Consider the following 13,729-nt stretch of genomic DNA (forward strand, 5'->3'; position numbering starts at 1 on the left):
TCGTCGGCAGTTGAAAGTTAAAAGAATCAGGGTTTCTGAAATGTAGGAATCCTCTCTTCTTGTTGTATGAAATTTCATATGAAAACGATGATTGGCGATTCTTGCCAATGATTGCCAAATTTGTCGCAATAAGGCGACTTAATTGGTATTTTTTGGGCCTTTTTTTCCGTGATTTGAAAGCAACGTTTCGTGGATTTTGTTGGGCTGCTAGGCCGCGCAATAGGTCGGCGGTATGTCTTCTGCGATAAAATCGCCGCTGCGCAGCGCGTATCGAATCCAGCCACATGCACGACCACCGACACTCCTAGAATGAAGCCGGAAGTTCATGCGAGCGCTATGCAGCGCAGCGGCGTCGTCCGCATCTGGATGGCGGTTGGGGCGGCCGCGATTCTGATAATCCTGTGCGCGTTGGGCGCGCCGATGGCCGCCACGTTCCTGCGACAACAGCTTGCGTCCGCAGCGATGCTGTCTTGGGTCTTGAACGGCGTCTTGTTTCTGGCCGTGCTATGGGCCGGGTTGGTACTGAAACGCGCCGCGAAAAAAAACCAGGATCCGCTATCGCACTTGAGGCAGGCCGCTCGCCTGATCGCTGCGGCGCCCGTGGACATGACCATTCGGGAAAAATCACTGCGGCTGGTCGGGTCTAGTGCCGGCATGAAGCGCTTTGCCGACATCCTCATCAGGAATGGATGGGCCAGGCCCGAGCACATCGACCTGGGGTTTCTGTCCGGCGCCAAGAAGGATCAGATCCCGTTGCCGCCCGAATTTGCCGCCATCGTGCAGGAATTCCAGGCCGCGGTGGCCAGCGGCGAACCGCGCGCTTATGACTTCGGCCATGAGCTGGTGGGGCTCGCCGGCGTCATGGTGGCAATCCAGGCAAGGGTTTTTCCGTTGCGGGGCGCAGAAGATCAGGTCATAGGCCTGTTGAACGTGGGCATGTACTTCCTGGGCCATAGCCAGTCGCTGGACGATTCGGCAAGCGCGCGTCACAGGGCAGAGCGCATCAATGACATGAAGACCCGGTTCCTGGCGGCGGTCAGCCGCGATGTGCGCAATCCCCTGAACGCTACGGCAGGCCTGCTGGAGATGGCATCGGTCGATGCCGCGATGTCCCGGCAGTCGAAAGAGATGTTGGCGACCGTGCGTTCGTCCACCCAATCCCTGCTCCAGCTGATTCCGTCCATCGTCGATACCCGCAGAATGGAAACGGGCGATCTGGCATGCGTACGCATGTCCGTTTCGTTGCGCAGGGTTGCGGCCGACGTGGTCGCGCTGTTCGCGCCTAGCGCCTACGAAAAGGGCATAAGCCTGACGCTGGAGGTGGCTCCCGAGGTCGCCGCCAGCCACTTTACGAACGCTCAGGGATTGAATCAGTTGCTCAACAATTTCCTGTCCAATGCCATCCGGTTCACGGAACGCGGCGGGGTCCGGATACATCTGGACGGCGCTCCGGTGGAGGATGGCCGGCAATGGCTCACGCTGTCGGTCATCGATACCGGCAGCGGCATTGAGCCGCACATACAGCAGAAGCTGTCGGCGTCCCGCTACGAAGCGGGACTGAGCGCCTCGCCCGAAGGCGCCGGGCTGGGCCTGCACTATTGTCAGCAGATAGTGCACCGCATAGGCGGAACCATCCACATCTCCAGCGTTGTGGGCGAGGGCACGCATGTCCATGTCCGCGTGCCGCTGGCGCTTGGATCCGGCGAGCTGCGCGACTCGCCGCAAGAGGTCGTGTTCGGATTGACGCAGCGGCCCGCCACTGGACTGCGGACGCTCGTTGTCGAAAGCCAGGCCGACAACCGCCTGCTGTTGAAAAGCCAATTGGAATTCCTCGGTCATGCTGTGCAGACGGCGGTTGATGGCGCGCAGGGCTTGGCGCTTGCCAAGGGAAGCAGGTTCGATCTGGTTGTCTGCGATGGCGAGATGACGGACATGGACGGGGCCGGGTTCGCACGGGCGTTGCGTGCGGGTACGGGAGAAAACGCTGCCGTTCCCGTGCTGGGATACACGGCCGGTGCGCATCCGGAAGATCGCGAGGCGGGCCTGCAGGCCGGCATGAACGAGGTGTTGGTCAAGCCTGCCGGTCTGAAGGCGCTGGAAGACGCCGTTGCTTCCTGCCTGTCGGCGGCATGCGCCGTAAGCGGACACGCTCGGGACGGGGCGGCATAGTGGTCCATCGCGAGGCAGACGCCATACTCACGCTTTCCGTATTCTTGAACATGGCGCTGGCGGCCGCGCTGGTCGCCATGTTGGTCTGGATCGGGCTGCGCATCCGTGGCGCCAGGTCACCGCGCCGCGAGATGGCCGGGCTGGCGCGCTTGGCGGATACGTTGCCGGCCGGGATATTCCTCCGGGATCTCGATCTCAATCTGGTGACGCGCAATGATGGACTCAAGGAGTACGCCGCTGCCTGCCGCAGCGAAGGCTGGAGCCGCCCTCTGCATGTTCCGCTGGAGTCCTTGTCCGCGCCGGACCCCGGCGGCGAACTGCCGCCCAATCTGAACGAGGTCATCCGCGACTATCGCCAGGTGCTGGCCAGCGGTGAAACCCTGGTCCGTGAGCATCCCTTCGAGCATGATCCCACGTGCGGGGTGGCCGCGTGGGCCGCGCCTTTGCGCGGGACGGACGGCGCCGTCATCGGTTTGGTTGGGGGCAGCGCGCGTTTTCGCGGATTCCCCGACATGCTGCGGGACGTGTCCGAAACCCGGTTGAACATGGAAAGGGCCAACCTGATGAAATCGACGTATCTTGCGTTCATCAGCCATGAGCTCCGAACGCCCTTGAACGCGATCATCGGCATGCTCGAACTGATGTTGTCGCGCGGTGGACTCTCCGACGAGACCCACGAGAGGCTGGCCGTGTCGCGCCAGTCAGCCCAATCGCTGCTGTCCCTGATCAGCGGCCTGATCGACATCTCCAAGCTGGAGACCGGCCACTTCCAGCTGCGGCGGCAAAACGTCGACCTGCGCGCGCTGGCGGCCGACACGCTTGCGCCGTTCCAGGCTGCCGCCCAGGCAAAAGGGCTGCAGCTGTCGTTGGACATCGCCAGCGACCTGGCGGAGCGCCATTTTTCGGATCCAATCCGCCTCAAGCAATTGCTGGACAAATTGCTGTCCAACGCGGTCCGCTTTACTGACCATGGCCGCATCGATGTCACGCTAAGCGCCGGGCGCGCCACGGAAGAGGTGCAGTGGATCACGCTGTGCGTCGCGGACACCGGCCCCGGGATCGCCGAGGAGGTTCAGGCCAGGCTGGCTGCGCCTCACTTTGAACCCACGCTGCGGGAACCAGGTGCCGGCATCGGGTTGGGGCTGTCCATATGTAGCGAACTTGCGCGGCTGATGGGAGGTTCCATGGAAATAGCCAGCGCCGCCGGCCAAGGCGCCAGGATATCGCTGCAGTTGCCCCTGGCGCTGCCGCCGTCGGAACATGCCGCGGTGGCGGCGGCTCCAGCGCCAACGGCGGCCGACGCTGGCGGCCTGCGCATCCTCGTCATCGACGACCATGAGGCCAACCGGCTATTGCTGAAACATCAACTGCGGATGTTGAAACATTCCGCGCAATTCGCGCAGAACGGCGCGGCTGGCCTGGCGTTGGCGGAACGGCTCGAGTTCGATCTGATCATTTGCGACTGCGTCATGCCCGTCATGGACGGCGCCGCATTCACGGCGGCCTTGAGATCCGGCGGCGGCCTCAATGCAACAACGCCGGTGCTGGGCTATACCGCGAGCGAACTTGAACTCGATCTGGCTTCCGGCGCGCGCGCCAGCATGAACGCCGTGCTGATCAAGCCTGTGGATCTGCAGACGCTGCAATCCTTTATTCTCGCGCACGGCAGGCGGCCGCCGGCTGGCGGGGCTACGATCCACTGAAGGGGGGACGACCATGTCAACGGTCTTGATTGTTGATGATCATCCAGCGTTTCGTCTGGTCTTGCGAACGCAGATTGCACTATTGCCCAGCGCCAGCCGGATCCTCGAGGCGGATAATGGGGTCGACACGCTGGCGCTGGCCAAGAGCGAGCGTCCGGATTTGATCGTGCTTGATCTGGATATGCCCAAAATGGGCGGCCTCGAGGCCATTTCCAGAATCCTCGCCGTCAATCCGGACTTACGGATACTGGTGGTGTCGGCGCATGACCCTTCGGTCTTTGCGCCGCGGGTGGCCGAACTCGGCGCCTGCGGCTACGCCAGCAAGCGTCTGGAAATCAAGGAACTGGTCCGCTGCATCGAATCCGTGCTGGCGGGCTATAGCGTGTTCCCGAATTCTGCCAAGACGGCCAGCCTCGCGGATGTGGTGGACGCCTATCAGAAGAAGCTCGACCTGCTTTCGAACAAGGAAATGGTCGTTACCCAGATGCTGGCCCAAGGGTTGAGCAACAAGGAAATCGGCGACGCGTTGTTCATCAGCAATAAAACTGTCAGTACGCACAAGACCAGGATAATGAACAAATTGCAGATCGGCTCGCTGGTTGAATTGGTCGATTTCGCCAGAAAATCGAAAATAGCGATGTGAAAAACTTGATACGGCGTATCCCCGCGTGAAGAACCCAGCGGCTCCGGCCCTTTATCCCGTGCAGGAAGCCTCGCAGGCGCAGGCAGTGGCGGCGTTGCGTGGCGAGTTGCTTGCCAAGGTCGGCAACGACCTGGATATCGCCGCGGAGCTTGCTCTCAGCCTGCACCTCAACCACAGGGAGGACGTTAGCGCGTTGTTGCTGGCGATCAAGCAGGAGCGGTGGACGGAGGTCAGGCGATATGCGCACAGAATCCTGAATACCGCGCAATTGCTGGGCTGTGGCGCTTTGGTCGGACTTTGCGTGCAGGTTGAAGAGATGCTTGCCAGAGAGGCCGGCCAGACGCGAGCGGAGCTGTTGGCCGATTATGTGCAGGTAGTCGAAAACTTGAGCGTAGTCCTGGAGCGCGTGAACCGCACATTCTGAATCGTCCTACATTTTTCGTTCCCAAAGCGCCTTAGAGTGATGGAATCCGAATTTCGTCCCCAGCCAACCAGGAATGAAGTATGAAACGCGCAGCAGCGCAAAGCCAGCAACTTGGCGACCAGGAAGTCATGTTGATGGCACAGCGCGGAAACGGCTTGAGCGTCGTGCTGCAGCCGCAGTTCAATCTGCTGAACGGCGAAATGGTCGCGGCGGAATGCCTGGCCCGTTGGAAGCATCCGACCAGGGGCGATATCGGGCCGGCTGAATTCGTGCCTGCCGTTCATCGTCTCGGCGTGGATCTGTTATTTTTCGAACAGATCTGCCGCCTGGCCGTCGCTGCCTCGCAGGCGCTGCGCCAACAGGGGATCGACGTGCCGCTGGCGATCAACGCCTCGGCCTCGACCTTGTCCAGCCATGAGGCGGTGGATGTCCTGGCTCGTCATGCTGGCGCGGCGAACATCCCCTTGACGCGGTTTCGGATCGAGTTGACCGAAGACCAGCCCGTCACCTGTCTCACGCCGCTGCGCAAGTCACTGAAGAAATTCGCGAGTGCCGGCTGCCAGGTCAGCATGGACGACTTTGGAACCGGCTACGCCTCCTTGCAGCTCTTGAACGCGCTACCCATCTCCGAGCTGAAGATCGACGGGCGTTTCGTGCGCCGCATCCGCCGCGACAGGAAAGCCAGGGAAATCACGCGCCTGTCGGTGCTGCTGGGGGAGCGGCTCGGCCTGCGGGTGATTGCCGAAGGCATCGAAAGCGCGCCGGACATCGCTTTGCTTCAATCCATGGGGTGTAGCCATGGGCAGGGCTATGTGCTGTCCCCGCCCATCGTGCTTTCCGAGTTTCTCGAAAATGAGCATGGCAGGCGCGCCAAGACCTGATTCCTGTGAAAATACCAACTTCCAGGGATATGCGGTTACGCCCGGCTGAGACATAGTTCAGGCTGGGCAATTCCGCCCGCTCTCATCCGATGACCACCTACATGCTTGCTTCCGAGTCGACCCTGCCTGCCCCGGTGCTGCTGGTGGAGGACGAACCCCTGATCTGCCGCAGGCTGGAGGGCCTGCTGCTGCAACTCGGGTATGCGCCAGAGGCGCTGGTGTTCGCCGCCACGCTGGCGCAGGCGCGCGAGCGGCTTGCCAACCAGCCGTTCGCGCTGGCGCTGGTCGATCTGGGCTTGCCCGATGGCAACGGCACGGATCTGATCGCCGAGATGCATGCGGAAGATCCCAGCCTGGCGATCCTGGTGATTTCGGCCTGGAGCACCGAGGACGCGATTCTCGCCGCCTTGCGCGCGGGCGCCACGGGCTATGTGCTCAAGGAGCGTGACGACCTGGAGGTGTCCTTGTCCATACGCAGCGTGCTGCGGGGCGGGGCGCCAATCGATCCCTTCGTGGCCCGTCGCATCATCGAGGAGCTGCGTCCCAGGCGAGTCGAGCCGTCTGGCGCGGCGGCAGACGATCCGGGCGAGTCCGCTGAACCGGGCGAAACCCTGAGCCCGCGCGAAAGCCAGATCCTGCGCCTGGTCTCCGAGGGGCTGGGCAACCGCGAGATCGCCGAGGAACTGCACCTGTCGCGCTACACCGTCGAATGCCACGTCAAGCACATCTACCGCAAGCTCGCCGTTTCTTCGCGGACCCGGGCTATACACGCGGCGCGCACGCGCGGCTTGCTCGATTGAAGTGGCTGGCCGTCCTGTGGCTGGCGCTGTGGCTGGCGCCGGCATGGGCCCAGGAGCCCGCTGCCGCCTGTACCGCGCAGGTGCTTTCCATCCAGGCCGCCCGGGGCGGCGACGACGGCGCGCGGCCCGAGTCGGCGCAATGGCAGACGGTCAAGCTGCCCGATGACTGGAGCGCCCGCTGGCCGGAATACAGCGGCACCGCCTGGTACCGGATCGGCTGGCGGCGCGATTGCGCCGCCGGGGGTTCCGGGCAGGTGGCGTTGGCGCTGGAATCCATCATCATGGCGGGCGAGGTCTACATCAATGACGAACGCATCTGGAGCGATCTGCAACTGACCGAGCCGCTTTCGCGCAGCTGGAACATGCCGCGCTACTGGCTGATTCCCGACGCGCTGGTGCGTCCGGGCGAAAACACGCTGTGGATCCGGGTGGTCGGCGTGGCGGGGCAGTCGCCGGGCCTGGGGCCGGTCCATCTGGGCGGGCAATCGCCGGTATTGCAACAGTACGAAGACCTGTGGTGGCGCAATCGCACCCTGTTCACGCTCAACCTGATCGTTTCGGCCGTCATGGGCGGGCTGTGCTTCTGCATCTGGCTCATGCGCCGCGAGCAACGCACCTATGGCTGGTACGCGCTCATGGCCTTGTTCTGGGTGCTGTTCATCGCCAATGTGCTGATGACCAGTCCCTGGCCGTTCCCGAACAGCGTGATGCTGGCCCGGGCCAACATCATGGTCCTGGTGTTGTACGTGGCGTGCTTTTGCATCTTTACGTGGCGCTTCGGCGGGCAGTCATTGCCGCGCATCGAAAAGGCGCTGTGGACGCTGGCCGCCGTATTGCTGGGGATCGAAGCCTTCACGCCGCAGGCGTATCTGGCCGAGGTGCAATTGACGGTCGTGCTGATTGTGTCGGCGATTTTCTTCGCCAATTGCCTGCAGTTCCAGGTGCATGCGTGGCGGACCCGCCGGCCGGAGCACGGCATGCTGGCGGTGTGCCTGCTGATCTTTCTTGCCGCCAGCGTCCATGACCTGCTGCGGGTGTTGAAGCTCATCGACAGCCAGAGTGCCTATACGCCGTTCACCAGCGTCGTGGTCACGCTGTGCATGTCCGCCGTGCTGGGGCTGCGCCATGCGCGCAGTGTGCGCCGCATCGAGCGTTTCAACCAGGAGCTGGCCGACGGCATCGAGCAGGCGCGCACCGAACTTGCCACGACGCTGGAGCGCGAACATGGACTGGCGCTGACGAACGCCCGGCTGCAGGACAGGCTGCAGATCGCGCACGATCTGCACGACGGGCTGGGCGGCTCCCTGGTGCGCATGATGGCCATGGTGGAGCAGGCCAGCGAACCCTTGCAGAGCCAGCAGTTCCTGTCGATGCTCAAGCTGCTGCGCGATGACCTGCGCCAGACCATAGACAGCGGCTCCAGCGCGGGCGTAAAGGTGCCGGCCACGCCGCGGGAATGGATCGCTCCCTTGCGCCACCGCTTCATGCAGCTGTTCGACGAGCTGGACATCAGCGCCAGCTGGCGGGTTCCCGAGTTGTGGCGTACGCCGCCCAGCGCCTTGCAATGCATGGCGCTGACGCGGCTGGTGGAGGAATCGCTGGTGAATGTGCTCAAGCACAGCCGCGCCCGGCGCGTGGAGCTGGTGCTGCGGCAGTCTGAATCCGACCGCCTGGAGCTGCGCATCGAGGATGACGGCGCTGGCTTTGACGTGGCCGCGGTGCTGCGCGCGGGCATCAGCGTGGGCATGCGCAGCATGCATACCCGCATCGCCAGGGTAGGGGGCGCGCTGGACGTGGCCTCGCGGCCGGGGCAGACCGTGCTGACGGCCACGCTGGAGCTGCGCGCGCCTCAGGCTTGAGGCCCGCTATTGGGTGGTGTTTTCGTCGTCCACCGTCAGCCCGCCGCTTTTCATGATGCTCTGGGCGATCTCTTCGGCGGACTTGCCGGCAAAGCCATGTTCGCCCGCGGTGATGCGGAAGCTGTCGCCTTCCAGCGGGCTCCGCAGTGTGGCGGAGGACAACAGCACGCCGCCCGAACGCAGCTGGATGCGCTTGCCCACGCGGTCGCGCGTGAAGTCGGCCAGGGCCTGGCGGCTTTCCGGTTTCAGCTCGACATCCACTGTCCTGGCTGAGGTCTGCGGGTCGGCCCCGGCGGTGGCCCGCGCCACCTGCAGCACGACGGTTTCGGCATAGGCCGCGCAGGGCAGCAAGGCGGCAAGCGCGGCCGCGCGGGCGAGTTGTCTCATTGATGGCATGGCAGGCTCCTTCTGATGGACATCCTGGCCCGAGCCCATCCGAGGGCTCGGGCGGTTCCTACATCCTAGCGTATGCCGCGTGGCGCGATGCGAGGCCGAGGCAATTGGGGCAAGCGCGCGTTCGCAATGAGCGCTATGCTTCGCGGCGCGAAGTTCAGCGCGGCAACGGCCGTCGCAATCCATTCAAAGAGAGTCGAAACATGTCGAACATCACCCCCGGCGCCACGCCCCTTGCCGCGCTCTACCAACATGTGGTTCAGGAAGAACTGGGCCTGGTTGCCCGGATCGATGAAGAGGGCGATGTCCTGTTCCGCCATCCCGAGCTGGGCACCCTGTATTTCAGCCTGAGCGCCGACGATCCCGAGTTCCTGCGCCTGGTCTATCCGTCCTTCGTCGATGCGGCCGATATAGGCCTGGGCCGCGCCGAGCTGCTGGAGATCATCAATACGGTCAACAACCGCTGCAAGGCGGTGAAGCTGTACATCACGCAGGGCAGTGGAGACCCGGTCACGAACCGCGTCTCGGCCGCGATCGAGAGCTTTGTGGCCGCGCCGGACGCGTTGCCCTCGGAAGCCTTGCTGCGCGGCATCGTCGCGCGTTGCCTGTCGGCGATCCGCCATAGCGCCGCCGAGGTGCTGAGGGAAGCCGGCGTGCTGAAGCCGGCGGACGAAAGCGCACACTGATATTGCGTAATGATCCCGGATCAAGACCGGGTTCCACGAAGGAGAGTCCCATGGCGGTGCGAGAAATTTGGTTTGCGGCCTGCTTGTTGTTGAGCGGCGTTGCCCATGCGGGATCGGCGCCCGCCGAACTGAACTGCGTATCCGAAAGCGGCAAGGTCAAACTGGCAGGCGCGATCCCATCACCATCGTCCGAGGAAATGCAGCTGAAGCTGAGCTACGCGGACGGCAGCCTGACGTTCGACTCGAATGCGAACCAGAGTTTCCTGGTGGCGGACTTTCCGCAGTCCGTATTCACGCTGGTGGTGGCGGCCCAGGACCAGCCGCTTACGCTGTACGCCATGCCGTCCAGCATGACGGTGAAGCGGCAAGACAACGGCGACGACGCCGGCAAGTTCCAGGCCAAGCTGTTGGCTCCACGCCCGTCCAGCGTATCGGGAGTGCAGGGCAATACCCCGTTGAAGGCCACCTTGAACTGCGCGTATCGATACTCGCTGTAAGGCTGGCGAGGCTGGGCGCCGCCTAATCCGGCCCCTTTTTTCAGATGATTCGGCATCTGAAAAAAGGGGCTTTTTCAATGCATAAAGCATGCGGATACCGACTGAAGCCTGCATGCTGCGAGCAGATTGGTGCACTCAAGTTGTTGTTATTGCGCCGCACTTAGGCCTGTTTTTCCTATCGAATTTCACAAAATTGACAGTTTTCTGAATAAAAACTGACTATTTTTTGAATGTAAAAATAGGAATGAATATCATTGGCACTCTTAAAAAAACCAGACCGCGCTGATAGCGCAGCCGCCGCGGGGCGGTTTCCGACAGAGTCCAATGAACAAAGCAGATACATCGACGGCCCATGCCAAGGCCGGTGGGAATACTTCGGCCTCCATTTATGCAGCGGTGTGCGGCGCGCTGATGTCGCCGGGCCTGGCCCTGGCCCAAGGCAGCGTGGCGCCAGGCGCCGTGCACGAACTGTCACCCGTGCGCGTGCAGGGGCAGGCGGTCAGCGATGGCTACGAAGCCAACATCGCCTCCTCCCCCAAGATGACGGCCCCCTTGCTGGACACGCCGCGTTCGGTCACGGTGATTACCGAACAGCTGATGCGCGACCGCGCGGCCACCTCGCTGATGGACGTGCTGCGTACCGCGCCGGGCATCACCTTTGGCGCTGGCGAGGGTGGCACGCCCACTGGCGACCGGCCTTTCGTGCGCGGCTACGAGGCCAGCACCGACATGATGGTCGACGGCATGCGCGACCTGGGCCGCTTCTCGCACGAGACCTTCAACCTGGAGTCGGTCGAGATCCTGAAGGGGCCGAGTTCCGCGTATTCCGGCCGCGGGTCGACCGGCGGCAGCATCAACCTGGTCAGCAAGAGCCCCAAGCTGGAGAACTTCGCGGAAGGCACGGTCGGCGTGGGCACCGACGACAACTGGCGCCTGACCGGCGACGGCAACTGGGCACTGGGCGAAAGCTCGGCATTCCGCCTGAACTTCATGAAGCAGGGCGGCGACATCCCGGGCCGCGACCACGTCGAGACCGACCGCTGGGGCGTGGCGCCCTCGTTCTCCTGGGGCCTGGGCACGCCCACGCAAGTCACGCTCAGCTACTACCACCTGCAGAACGACGACACGCCCGACCTGGGTATTCCGTTCAAGAACGAATCGCGCCCTGGCCGCGTCACGCCGCCCAAGGTGGACCGCGACAACTACTATGGCCTGATCGGCCGCGACTACCGCAAGAACCAGGCCGACATGACCACCCTGATGGTCGAGCACAAGTTCAGCGACAAGCTGAAGCTGCGCAACGGCACGCGCTATAACGAGTCCACCAACGAATACGTGATGACGCGCCCTTCCTTCGACAATTGCGCGGCGCGCGTGGGCGGCAGGCCCAATCCCGCCTATGGCGTGGCGCCGTGCTCGAACGAGGCGGAAGGCGTGAAGATGAGCAAGGCGCTGCGCAGCCTGAACCAGACCAACCGGTCCTTCATCAACCAGACCGACATGTTCGGCGAATTCACCGCCGGCGGGCTGCGCCACAGCTACGTGGCCGGCCTGGAGTTCAGCACCGAGACGATCAGCAAGCGCGACGGCGTGCCGTCGGGCGGCTTCGACAAGACCCTGGTGGATGACCTGTACAACCCGAATCCCCGGCAGCCCTATACCGGCAGCCTGAGCTGGGGCCCGCGCTACGACGCCGCCAAGACCATCACGCGCGCGGCCTACGTGTTCGACACGGTCAAGTTCAGCGAGCAATGGGAAGCCAACGCCGGCCTGCGCTACGACAACTACCGCGTGACCAGCGGCAACGTCGAGCGCACCGACAATATGTGGAACTACCAGCTGGGCCTGGTCTACAAGCCCGCGCCCAACGGCAGCATCTACGTGTCCTACGGCACCTCGTCCAACCCGTCCGGCGAAACGGCGGGCCAGTCTGGCGGCGCGGACGGCGCGGCAGGCGGCCGCCTGACCGCGGGCACCGCGGCCTTGGCGCCCGAGAAGAGCCGCAGCATCGAGCTGGGCACCAAGTGGGACGTGTTCGACGAACGCCTGTCGCTGACGGCGGCGGTGTTCGAAACCCGCAAGACCGACGCGCGCAGCTCCGATCCCATCACCGGCGACGTGACGCTGGCCGGCAGCAACCGCGTGCGCGGCATCGAGCTGGGAGTGGCCGGTTCGATCACGCCCAAGTGGCAGGTCTGGGGCGGCTACAGCTACATGGACCCGAAGGTCACCAGCTACCAGAGCGGCGGCACCGACTACAGCGGCAATCAGATGAAGTTCATCGCCCGCCAGAGCGCGAGCCTGTGGACGACCTACAAGTTCCTGCCCGAACTGACGGTGGGCGCCGGCGCCACCTACACGGGCAAGCGCTATGTGGATGACGCCAATATCTACCAGCTGCCTTCCTACTGGCGCTACGACGCGATGGCTGCCTATCAGTTCAACAAGAACTTCGGCCTGCAACTGAACCTGAACAACCTGACCGACGAGACCATCTACGAGGCTTCGCACGTGGGCTTGTTCAGCTACGTGGCGCCGGGCCGTTCGGCGATGCTGACCGCCACGTTCCGGTACAACTGACGCGGATCGCGCCAGCCTCGCTCTTGCGGGGCTGGCGCTCCGGATTCACGCGTCAGTCGATGCGCGCGCCGGAGATCTTGACGGCTTCGGCCCACTTCGCGATTTCCTGCTGCACGAAGGCCTGGAACTGTTCCGGCGTGGACGGCGTGAACTCGCTGCCGGAAGCGACGATCTTCTCCTTGGTCTTCGGATCGGCCATGACTTCGCGCATGTCCGCCGAGATTTTCTCCACCAGCGGCTTGGGCGTTCCCTTGGGTGCGAAGAAACCTGACCAGGGCGGCGCGGCATAGCCCGCGAAACCTTGTTCGGCCACCGTGGGATAGTCGGGCGCGCTGGCGAAGCGTTCGCCCGTGGTCAGGGCCACGATCTTCAATTTTCCGCTCTTGGCATAAGCCTGCACGGCGGGCAGGCCGGTAATACCCACCTGGATCTGGCCGCCCAGCAGGTCGGTCACCATCGGCGAGCTGCCACGGTAAGGAATGTGCGAGATCTCGAACTTGCCCCGGTTCTTGATCAGTTCCATGCCCAGGTGCGACGCCGTGCCGTTGCCGTCCGAGCCGTAGGAGTAGTGCGCGTCGGGCTTCTTCAGCAGGGCGATGAGTTCCTGCAGATTGTTGGCCGGCACGTCGTTGTTGACGATGATGGCGTTGGGATACAGCGTGGCTTGCGTGATGGCCTCGAAATCCTTGACCGGGTCATAGCGCATGTTCTTGTAGAGCGAGGTGTTGATGCCGTGCGAGCCGGTCACGCCCAGCACCAGGGTGTAGCCGTCGGGCGCGGCGCGTGCCACATACTCCGAACCGACGTTGCCGCCCGCGCCGGGTTTGTTTTCCACCACGACCGGTTGCCCCCACTTCTTGGAGAGTCCTTCCGCCACCAGGCGCGCGGTGATGTCGGTGGCGCCGCCGGCCGGGAAGGGCACGACGATGGTGACTGCGCGCGTGGGGAAATTGTCCGTGCCCTGCGCGAAGGCGGGAGCGGCGGCCAGCCCGATGGCGCCGGCGAGCAGTGCCAGCATGGTGCGGCGGGTGGTTGGCCGCGAGTGAGTTGCGGAGATAGTCGAGTACTTCATGATTCAAGCCCCTTGTAGTGTG

12 protein-coding genes are annotated in these 13,729 nt (G+C 63.5%); 10 read left to right on the plus strand and 2 right to left on the minus strand.

Going from position 1 to position 13,729, the window contains the following annotated elements; translation table 11 throughout:
* Nucleotides 1-309 precede the first annotated feature (309 nt).
* From FOC84_RS15300 to FOC84_RS15330, 7 genes are all read left to right on the plus strand, one after another.
* On the plus strand, nucleotides 310-2,169 hold the full coding sequence (locus FOC84_RS15300) for a hybrid sensor histidine kinase/response regulator (RefSeq protein ID WP_173145151.1): 1,860 nt from the start codon (nucleotides 310-312) through the stop codon (nucleotides 2,167-2,169).
* 50 nt (nucleotides 2,170-2,219) lie between these two features.
* Nucleotides 2,220-3,872 carry a PAS domain-containing hybrid sensor histidine kinase/response regulator gene (locus tag FOC84_RS15305; protein ID WP_254242017.1) on the plus strand — a complete coding sequence of 551 codons (1,653 nt, stop codon included), beginning with the start codon at nucleotides 2,220-2,222 and terminating at the stop codon, nucleotides 3,870-3,872.
* A gap of 13 nt (nucleotides 3,873-3,885) precedes the next feature.
* The gene (locus tag FOC84_RS15310; protein ID WP_173145153.1) at nucleotides 3,886-4,515 is read left to right on the plus strand and encodes a response regulator transcription factor; all 630 of its coding nucleotides are present in this window, start codon (nucleotides 3,886-3,888) and stop codon (nucleotides 4,513-4,515) included.
* A 25-nt stretch (nucleotides 4,516-4,540) separates the two neighbouring features.
* A complete protein-coding gene (locus FOC84_RS15315) occupies nucleotides 4,541-4,939 on the plus strand; it encodes an Hpt domain-containing protein (protein WP_173145154.1) in 399 nt (132 codons plus the stop codon).
* Nucleotides 4,940-5,019: 80 nt separating this feature from the next.
* A complete protein-coding gene (locus FOC84_RS15320; RefSeq protein ID WP_173145155.1) occupies nucleotides 5,020-5,820 on the plus strand; it encodes an EAL domain-containing protein in 801 nt (266 codons plus the stop codon).
* A gap of 89 nt (nucleotides 5,821-5,909) precedes the next feature.
* Nucleotides 5,910-6,620: a LuxR C-terminal-related transcriptional regulator gene (locus tag FOC84_RS15325; protein ID WP_173145156.1), complete on the plus strand. Its 711-nt coding sequence runs from the start codon at nucleotides 5,910-5,912 to the stop codon at nucleotides 6,618-6,620.
* On the plus strand, nucleotides 6,617-8,479 hold the full coding sequence (locus tag FOC84_RS15330) for a sensor histidine kinase (RefSeq protein WP_254241976.1): 1,863 nt from the start codon (nucleotides 6,617-6,619) through the stop codon (nucleotides 8,477-8,479). The genes FOC84_RS15325 and FOC84_RS15330 overlap by 4 nt, the downstream gene beginning before the upstream one ends.
* 6 nt (nucleotides 8,480-8,485) lie before the next feature.
* On the opposite strand, the gene FOC84_RS15335 is transcribed toward FOC84_RS15330, so the two are convergent.
* Nucleotides 8,486-8,875 carry a SecDF P1 head subdomain-containing protein gene (locus FOC84_RS15335; RefSeq protein ID WP_173145158.1) on the minus strand — a complete coding sequence of 130 codons (390 nt, stop codon included), beginning with the start codon at nucleotides 8,873-8,875 and terminating at the stop codon, nucleotides 8,486-8,488.
* A gap of 200 nt (nucleotides 8,876-9,075) precedes the next feature.
* On the opposite strand from FOC84_RS15335, the gene FOC84_RS15340 reads away from it, so the two are divergent.
* The 3 genes from FOC84_RS15340 to FOC84_RS15350 all read left to right on the plus strand — a co-directional run bounded on the left by FOC84_RS15340 (nucleotide 9,076) and on the right by FOC84_RS15350 (nucleotide 12,635).
* The gene (locus FOC84_RS15340) at nucleotides 9,076-9,558 is read left to right on the plus strand and encodes a hypothetical protein (RefSeq protein ID WP_173145159.1); all 483 of its coding nucleotides are present in this window, start codon (nucleotides 9,076-9,078) and stop codon (nucleotides 9,556-9,558) included.
* 50 nt (nucleotides 9,559-9,608) lie between these two features.
* Nucleotides 9,609-10,055: a hypothetical protein gene (locus FOC84_RS15345; RefSeq protein ID WP_173145160.1), complete on the plus strand. Its 447-nt coding sequence runs from the start codon at nucleotides 9,609-9,611 to the stop codon at nucleotides 10,053-10,055.
* Nucleotides 10,056-10,379: 324 nt separating this feature from the next.
* Nucleotides 10,380-12,635 carry a TonB-dependent receptor gene (locus FOC84_RS15350; protein WP_173145161.1) on the plus strand — a complete coding sequence of 752 codons (2,256 nt, stop codon included), beginning with the start codon at nucleotides 10,380-10,382 and terminating at the stop codon, nucleotides 12,633-12,635.
* 52 nt (nucleotides 12,636-12,687) lie between these two features.
* Here FOC84_RS15350 and FOC84_RS15355 read toward each other — a convergent pair whose 3' ends face one another.
* Nucleotides 12,688-13,707, minus strand: coding sequence for a Bug family tripartite tricarboxylate transporter substrate binding protein (locus tag FOC84_RS15355; protein ID WP_173145162.1), 1,020 nt, complete (start codon nucleotides 13,705-13,707; stop codon nucleotides 12,688-12,690).
* Nucleotides 13,708-13,729: the final 22 nt, after the last annotated feature.

The organism is Achromobacter pestifer, assembly GCF_013267355.1.
Classification (GTDB): Bacteria; Pseudomonadota; Gammaproteobacteria; order Burkholderiales; family Burkholderiaceae_B; genus Achromobacter; species Achromobacter pestifer_A.

Excerpts from the sequence above, each read along its gene's own strand:
- FOC84_RS15300 (WP_173145151.1), top strand. The coding sequence starts at position 310 with ATGAAGCCGGAAGTTCATGCGAGCGCTATGCAGCGCAGCGGCGTCGTC.
- FOC84_RS15305 (WP_254242017.1), top strand. The coding sequence starts at position 2,220 with ATGGCGCTGGCGGCCGCGCTGGTCGCCATGTTGGTCTGGATCGGGCTG.
- FOC84_RS15310 (WP_173145153.1), top strand. The coding sequence starts at position 3,886 with ATGTCAACGGTCTTGATTGTTGATGATCATCCAGCGTTTCGTCTGGTC.
- FOC84_RS15320 (WP_173145155.1), top strand. The coding sequence starts at position 5,020 with ATGAAACGCGCAGCAGCGCAAAGCCAGCAACTTGGCGACCAGGAAGTC.
- FOC84_RS15325 (WP_173145156.1), top strand. The coding sequence starts at position 5,910 with ATGACCACCTACATGCTTGCTTCCGAGTCGACCCTGCCTGCCCCGGTG.
- FOC84_RS15335 (WP_173145158.1), bottom strand. The coding sequence starts at position 8,875 with ATGCCATCAATGAGACAACTCGCCCGCGCGGCCGCGCTTGCCGCCTTG.
- FOC84_RS15340 (WP_173145159.1), top strand. The coding sequence starts at position 9,076 with ATGTCGAACATCACCCCCGGCGCCACGCCCCTTGCCGCGCTCTACCAA.
- FOC84_RS15345 (WP_173145160.1), top strand. The coding sequence starts at position 9,609 with ATGGCGGTGCGAGAAATTTGGTTTGCGGCCTGCTTGTTGTTGAGCGGC.
- FOC84_RS15350 (WP_173145161.1), top strand. The coding sequence starts at position 10,380 with ATGAACAAAGCAGATACATCGACGGCCCATGCCAAGGCCGGTGGGAAT.
- FOC84_RS15355 (WP_173145162.1), bottom strand. The coding sequence starts at position 13,707 with ATGAAGTACTCGACTATCTCCGCAACTCACTCGCGGCCAACCACCCGC.